We start from the raw sequence: 7,493 nt of genomic DNA, 5'->3' as shown, positions 1-7,493 counted from the left end.
GTACTATGTGATGCATATTACCTTTTTTAAGACATATATTTGTATAGGATATTATTATGTAAGTCAAATTTAGTAAACCAAAAATCAATCATCAATCAAAAAATTAATTATTATGAAAAAATCAATCGTTTATTTAGGAGTAGCTTTAGTAGCTTTTGCAAATGTTTCTTTAGCATCAAATGCTAATTCATTTTCTGAAATCAAAAATAAAATCGAATTCAGTGAAACAATAACACCTTTGAGTGTTGCAATTAGAAAAGGTGATATCGAGATTGTCAAAAAATTTGTTGAATATGGCGCAGATGTCAACGAGAGTTCTAACGGTTTAAGTCCATTAATGATTGCAGCTCGTTACAACAAAACAGAAATAATTAGCTTTTTGCTTTCTAAAGGAGCTCGTCTTAATGAAAAAGACGAAAACGGATTTACTGCTTTAAAATATGCTGAATTATCAAATGCAAATGAAGCTATTCAACTTTTAAAACAAAGCTAAAAAAGTTTAAAGGGGCATTTTAAATGAAATGCCCCTTTAAAATCAAATCAATCAAATCAATCAAATCAATCAAATCAATCAATCAAATCAAAATAATCATGAAAAATTTATTTTTAATTTTAGGAATAACATTAATGTCTTTGACTAATGTTTGTAATGCAACAAAGACTGTTGGCACACCAGTTAATTCATTTAGAGAAGCCATTTTGGCAAATGACAATGAAGGTATATTATCAGCAGAAAAAGGAAAAATAGTTAAGCCTTCTTCAAATGAAGATGCAGAAACGTTTAATCCTGATGCAGTTATCGCTTACAATCGCAAATCAATGAAAGAAATTATTGTCGAAGGTGATCAAATCATTGAAAATGTGACTTCAGATGATATGGAATTTATGGTTTATGAAGAATCAATGAAAGGAATAATTGCGCAGTCAGATTTAATTATTGAAAATAATATATCAGATGAAGCCTATCCTTTATTTAATGAAAGAACGTTGGAAGATGTAATAGCCGAACTTGAAATGATTATAGAAAGTACAGAAACCAATGAAACGAGACCACTAGATTTTAAAAAAATAAATAGCAATTCTTTGTTGATTAATACATTTAATTCTAAAAGATTTATTGGAATGAATTAAATAAAAGCTTGATGAGATAAGTAAAAGCTTGATGAGATAAGTAAAAGCTTATTTAGGGACTATGTAAAAGCACCATTATGAAGAGCATAATGATGCTTTTTTTATGCGCTATAATGAGTTAAATTTTTATAAGTTGTTTGTCTTGTGCTTTTGATAATAATGATAAAGCAACAATAGCTCCAATAGTAGCAAACAACATATCAGATTGTGTGTCCCAAACATATCCTTGTGTTCCTAAAAACGCATCACCGCCATCGCCAGTTATAATAGAAACAAGCCATTCAATCCATTCATAAGCCGCACTAACTGCCAAACAGATGGATATAATAATGAAATTGAAAAAACTTTGGTTGGCAATTACTTCTTTTCGAATGAATAATTCTCTAATAATCATTGCAGGTACAAAGCCTTGAGCAAAATGACCAACTTTGTCATAATTATTCCGGCTTTGATGAAATATATCTTTTATATAATCAAATAAAGGAACTTCTGCATAAGTGTAATGCCCGCCAATGAAAAGAATAATGCAGTGAATTAAAATCAGAGTATAAGTGAAATTGGTAAATCTGAATTTTTTGAAAGTCAAAGTCAAGATTAAAACACCTATTATGGCAGGGATAATTTCTAGAAAACAAGTAAAAACTTCTTTGGGGTTTATAATTGACCAAATTAATGTTAGCGTAAATAGTGCTAATAATGTATAGATGTATTTCATTTATTAATTTTAAAAATAGATTAGTAGCTGGTATCATCAAGTTTCACTTTTCCATTGAAGGTTCTGTACAAAAAGAAAAAGTAAGCAGCTAAAAGAGGTGCACCAATTGCAACTATTGTCAGCATTATTCCTAATGATTTTTGAGAGGAAGCCGCATTGTAAATTGTCACGCTAAATTTTGGGTCAATTGTAGATATTAAAAGTGTTGGGTACAATTGTAAAGCAACAAGAATCAACAAAAAGGCCATTGTCAAAGAAGAAAATATCAATGCCAGCATATATTGTTTTTTTGAAACTAATCTAGGAACATTGGCTACAGCCAGAAAAGAAATGACAGGTACAACAAAATAAAGAGGATTTTCTCTGAAATTAGCTGTAACTTCTGGAATAAAAATTAATGTATAAAGAGTTGTAATTCCGAAGCTGATAATGAAAAATATCATTCCATTTTTTAGCAAAAATGTCAGTCGGGCATGTAATCTGCCTTCTGTTTTCAATAAAAGGTAAATAGCTCCTTGTGTCATAAAAATGGATAATGTTGTAAAACCAACCATTATGGCATACGGATTTAAGAATGAAAAAAACATACCGCCCTGATAACTAAAGTTTGGTCCTAAAGCAAAACCTTGCAAAATATTAGCCAAAACTACACCAAGCAAAAAAGCGATTGAAATACTGGAAATACTATAAATAAAGTCCCAGCTTTTTCTCCACCACAGCATTTCTTCAACACTTCGAAATTTAATAGCTGCTGCCCGAAGTACATTTAGCATTAAAAAAAGCATAAACGGAACATACATAGCTGATAGCATAGTTGCGTACATTACTGGAAACCCTGCAAATAAGGCTCCGCCTCCAATGATTAACCAAACCTGATTAGCGTCCCAAACAGGAGCAATCGCGTTTATTGCGATTCTTCGGCTTAAATCTTTTCTTAAAAATAAATGCCAAGCACCTGCACCAAAATCAAATCCTTCTAGAATTGCATAACCAGAAAACAACAATCCGATTACTAAATACCATAATGTAGGATAATCAATCCCTAAAAAAGTTTCCATACTATAAAGATTTATGTGGATTGAAATGTTACTGTTGTTTTAGCTTCGTCATATGGGCCGTGTTTTATTTTCTTGTTTACTGTGTACAAAAACAAGCCTAGCAATAGGGAATAGACTACTGTAAACATAACTAATGAAAATACAATCTGATTAGCAGAGACTTCTTGGGAGAAAGCATGACTTGTTCTTAAGTGCCCATAAACAACCCAGGGCTGTCTTCCCATTTCGGCAGTAAACCATCCGACTTGATTGGCTATTTGAGGTAAAATAACGGCAAATGAAAAAATCCATAAGAGCCATTTAGCTTCAAATAATTTTCCACGCCACCATAAAAAACTAGCATACAATGTAAGCCCAATTAATGCCATTCCAATCGCAACCATAATATGATAAAATTGAAAAACTGCATTTACTTGGCTTGGTCTGTCTTCAACTGGGAAATTATTTAATCCTTTTATTGGAGCGTTAAAATCCTGATGTACTAGGAAAGAAAGTCCGCCGGGAATTCCAATTCCTGTAACTTTTTGATTTTCTTTATCGACCCAGCCCAGAAGATACAAATCGGCTGGTTTGTCTTTTTCAAAATGCCCTTCCATTGTAGCCAGTTTTGCTGGCTGATTAACAGCAACTCCATCAGCTGAACTGTGACCTGAAATTAATTGGGTAAGCGAAAAAACAGTTGCAACGACCAAAGAAATCTTAAATGCTTTTTTGGATATTTCAACATAACGCCCTTTTCTGATATAATAAGCATGGACGCTTAAAACCAAAAAAGCTCCGGCTAAAATTGCACCCTGCCATGTATGGATTATTCTGTCAACACTTGAAGGATTGAAAACCATTGCCCAAAAATCGGTTACTTCAGCACGAGCATTTAGTCCTGTGCCAACAATATGATATCCTGCTGGAGTCTGCTGCCATGAATTAGCAACTACAATCCAAACGGCTGAGAACATTGAACCTAAAAATACTCCTAAAGCAGATACAAAATGCACCCATGGTTTTACACGGTTCCAACCAAAAAGCAATACTCCAAGAAAAGTACTCTCTAAACCAAAAGCAAATAAGCCTTCGGCAGCTAATGCACTTCCAAAAATATCTCCTACATAACGCGAATACACTGCCCAATTGGTTCCGAACTCAAATTCCATTATAATTCCCGTGGCAACACCTATTCCAAAAGTTAATGCAAATATTTTAATCCAAAAACGGGTTAAAATTTCGTAATCTTTGTTTCCTGTTTTAAGATAAAGTCCCTCCATGATTACCATTATCAAACCAATGCCGATACTTAATGGAGGGTAGATATAGTGAAAGGCAATTGTAAAAGCAAATTGTATACGTGCGAGTATTTCAACATCCATGATGAAAATATTTTATTTAAGAATAGGTGTAAATTTACGACAGAAACATGATTAATTAGGTTTCAAAAAACAATTTCATTGAGACTTTCTTTAATGTTTTGATAGTTATTTGTTTTGAAAACTAACGAATGAAATTTTTGTGCATAAAAAAAGCACCATTATAAAATGATGCTTTCGTTTTTATTTGAAATAGGAAAAAGTTTCGTTGTTTTCAATCTTCAATAACGTTTCATAAATCAGTTTAATCACGTTTTCTACATCTTCACGATGTACCATTTCGACAGTGGTATGCATGTATCGTAGCGGAAGCGAAATTAATGCCGAAGCTACACCCCCATTACTGTAGGCAAATGCATCGGTGTCTGTACCTGTAACTCTTGAAGAAGCCAAACGCTGAAACGGAATGTTTTTTTCAGCAGCAGTGTCTAGAATTAATTCTCTCAGATTATTTTGAACGGCTGGAGCATAAGTCACAACAGGACCTTTTCCAATTTTAGTATCGCCTTCAATTTTCTTGTCAATCATTGGAGTTGTTGAGTCATGACAAACATCGGTCACAATAGCCACATTTGGTTTTATGGTTTGAGTAATCATTTCGGCACCTCTTAAACCGACTTCTTCTTGAACAGCATTAGTAATATATAAACCAAAAGGCAGTTTGATATTGTTTTCGTGTAGTAAACGAGCAACTTCAGCAATCATAAATCCTCCCATGCGATTATCTATGGCACGACAAACGAATTTATTCTCGTTCATAATCATAAATTCATCAGGATATGTAATTACACAACCAACATGAACGCCCATTTTTTCTACCTGTTCTTTGGTTTCACATCCCAAATCAATAAAGATATTGCTGATCTTTGGATTTTCTTCCTTGTCTCTGTTTCTGGTGTGAATAGCCGGCCAGCCAAAAACACCTTTTACAATACCGTTTTTGGTATGAATATTTACTCTTTTTGATGGTGCAATCTGGTGATCAGAGCCTCCGTTTCTGATGACATAAACCATACCGTCATCAGTTATATAGTTCACATACCACGCAATTTCATCAGCATGACCTTCTATGACAACTTTGTATGGAGCATCAGGATTAATGACTCCAACAGCAGTTCCATAAGTGTCGGTAATAAATGTATCTACATAGGGTTTTAAGTAATTCATCCATATTTTTTGTCCTTCGCTTTCAAAGCCGGTAGGAGAGGCGTTGTTTAAATATTCCTCTAAAAAAGTTAATGATGATGCATTCAATATTGATTCAGTACTCATATAAAATATTTTTTCGCTAAATTAGAAATTTGTCTTTATAGTTCTATATTTAATGTATAATTTTGTGTTAAAAATATTTCCCCATGAAGCTTTATAGAATTTTATTTTTCTGTTTTTTAACATCACTATCTGTTCATGCCCAGGAACCTAAAAATGACAATATTCCAATGGGTTATGTGCTAACAGAGGCCGATAGTATATTTGGCGACACCATAGTGCTTCCTGAATTAGTAATCGAGACACACAAAATGAGTGATGAGGATAAAAAGCAGTTTTTATTACTCCAAAAAAGAGTTTACGCTACCTATCCATATGCTAGAATTGCTGCCGAAAGATTGACTTCATTAAACAAAGGCATGCAAAAGTTTACTAACAAAAGAGACAAAAAGAGGTATTTTAAAATAGTTGAAGATTATTTAAGCAATGAATTTGAAGCCCGTTTAAAAAAGCTTTCCAAAAAACAAGGGCAAATCCTCGTCAAATTAATAGACAGGCAGACAGGAACTACTACCTACGAGTTAATTCGTAACCTCAAAAGCGGCTTTAAAGCATTTGTATCCAATACAACTGCCAGCATGTTTAATATTGATTTAAAAATGCAGTACAAACCTTTTGAAGTCAATGAGGATTATTTAATAGAAACTATATTAGTTCGGGGGTTTGAATCTGGACGGCTTAGGAAGCAAGACGCAGCGAAGCCAATAGATTATGAAAAGCTAGACGAAGCTTGGATTAAAAAATAGAGTATATTGTTTAATATATATATAGGATAGGGAGGGATAACTATTAAGATGATTGTTTCTCTTTTTTTTTAAAAATAATTATCAGTAGCTATTTCCTGCTCTCCGCTTCAATCTTGTGTGCCGAACCCCGGCGCACAAGGATTTCTGCTTCTATCAGGGCTAGGGCATCAGTTTTCATAAGAAGAAAATAGAAAACAGATACCTTAATATATAAAGGAAGAACATTTAAAAAAAGAATCCGTCTTTTTGGTCTGTCCTCAATTGCATCAAATCACAAGCTGTCTGCTAAATGTATCCGCTCAGCAGGCGTAAAAGCACAAAGAAAGGAATTGTAGACTTTACATCTTATCGCCTCTGCGAGAAATTAAAGCATTGTTAACGGTATTTAGTGCTACCCTTGCAAGGGCAAAAAACCGAAAGAAAGGCTAAAAACGAAGCAGAACTTCGATAAACTCCTAGATTCTCTAAAAACCCCTTATTGTAAATTCCAATAAGCCAGTACATTAAAAAATAAACAAAAAATAGTTAAGAAAAGCTATTGTTTAAACGAATAAACGTGGTACTTTTGCACCCGCAACAGCGATTACGTTCATTAAAAGACTGACAAGCTTACTAAATCAAAGAGAAAATTTATTTTCAAAAAAAGATTAAAAAAAGCTTGTGAGATTTAAAAGAGTAAGTTACTTTTGCACCCCGCTAAAAGCGCAAGTTATTTGACAGACTGCTAAGAAAAAGAGAAGAAAACGAAAAAATAAAATTTTCAAAAAAACTTCAAAAAGTTCTTGCCAGTTAAAAAGAAATTGCTACTTTTGCACCCGCTTTGAGAGAGAAACGAAAAGCGGAAAACAAAGAAGAATACGTTCCTAGACATATTGAATTGACAGCCGTTCTGTAGAGATACAGAACAAAAGAAATAAGAGTAATAGAATCGGAAGATTTGAATAATGACCACTAGACCTTCAGTCAAAAATTAATAGAATCATTTATGATTCAAACAATATACGATGAAGAGTTTGATCCTGGCTCAGGATGAACGCTAGCGGCAGGCTTAACACATGCAAGTCGAGGGGTATAGTTCTTCGGAATTAGAGACCGGCGCACGGGTGCGTAACGCGTATGCAATCTACCTTTTACAGAGGGATAGCCCAGAGAAATTTGGATTAATACCTCATAGTATAGTACAATCGCATGATTGAACTATTAAAGTCACAAC

General features: G+C 33.6%; 7 protein-coding genes and 1 rRNA gene. 4 read left to right on the top strand and 4 right to left on the bottom strand.

Features of this window, described 5'->3' with window-relative positions; all coding sequences use genetic code 11:
- Positions 1-112: 112 nt before the first annotated feature.
- Together B0E44_RS17835 and B0E44_RS17830 are read left to right on the top strand one after the other, a co-directional pair.
- The gene (locus B0E44_RS17835; protein WP_077378562.1) at positions 113-493 is read left to right on the top strand and encodes an ankyrin repeat domain-containing protein; all 381 of its coding nucleotides are present in this window, start codon (positions 113-115) and stop codon (positions 491-493) included.
- 98 nt (positions 494-591) lie between these two features.
- Entirely contained in the window at positions 592-1,131 is a 540-nt protein-coding gene (locus tag B0E44_RS17830) for a hypothetical protein (RefSeq protein ID WP_124019372.1), read from the top strand.
- Positions 1,132-1,249: 118 nt separating this feature from the next.
- Here the strand turns inward: B0E44_RS17830 and B0E44_RS17825 are convergent, their stop codons facing one another.
- The 4 genes from B0E44_RS17825 to B0E44_RS17810 all read right to left on the bottom strand — a co-directional run bounded on the left by B0E44_RS17825 (position 1,250) and on the right by B0E44_RS17810 (position 5,537).
- Positions 1,250-1,846, bottom strand: coding sequence for a DUF2238 domain-containing protein (locus B0E44_RS17825; protein ID WP_077378556.1), 597 nt, complete (start codon positions 1,844-1,846; stop codon positions 1,250-1,252).
- Positions 1,847-1,866: 20 nt separating this feature from the next.
- Complete coding sequence (cydB, locus tag B0E44_RS17820; RefSeq protein ID WP_077378553.1) at positions 1,867-2,904, bottom strand: cytochrome d ubiquinol oxidase subunit II; 1,038 nt, start codon at positions 2,902-2,904, stop codon at positions 1,867-1,869.
- Positions 2,905-2,915: 11 nt separating this feature from the next.
- Positions 2,916-4,268 carry a cytochrome ubiquinol oxidase subunit I gene (locus tag B0E44_RS17815; RefSeq protein ID WP_077378550.1) on the bottom strand — a complete coding sequence of 451 codons (1,353 nt, stop codon included), beginning with the start codon at positions 4,266-4,268 and terminating at the stop codon, positions 2,916-2,918.
- A 180-nt stretch (positions 4,269-4,448) separates the two neighbouring features.
- Complete coding sequence (locus tag B0E44_RS17810; RefSeq protein WP_077378547.1) at positions 4,449-5,537, bottom strand: M42 family metallopeptidase; 1,089 nt, start codon at positions 5,535-5,537, stop codon at positions 4,449-4,451.
- A gap of 83 nt (positions 5,538-5,620) precedes the next feature.
- On the opposite strand from B0E44_RS17810, the gene B0E44_RS17805 reads away from it, so the two are divergent.
- Both B0E44_RS17805 and B0E44_RS17800 read left to right on the top strand, forming a co-directional pair.
- Positions 5,621-6,280 carry a DUF4294 domain-containing protein gene (locus B0E44_RS17805; protein ID WP_077378544.1) on the top strand — a complete coding sequence of 220 codons (660 nt, stop codon included), beginning with the start codon at positions 5,621-5,623 and terminating at the stop codon, positions 6,278-6,280.
- 1,001 nt (positions 6,281-7,281) lie between these two features.
- A 16S ribosomal RNA gene (locus B0E44_RS17800) occupies positions 7,282-7,493 on the top strand; the annotation flags it as partial.

This window comes from Flavobacterium sp. A45 (assembly GCF_002001005.1).
In the GTDB taxonomy this organism is placed as follows: Bacteria; Bacteroidota; Bacteroidia; order Flavobacteriales; family Flavobacteriaceae; genus Flavobacterium.
The sequence above is the reverse complement of the archived record's forward strand: the minus strand, read 5'-3'. Positions and strand labels throughout refer to the sequence as shown.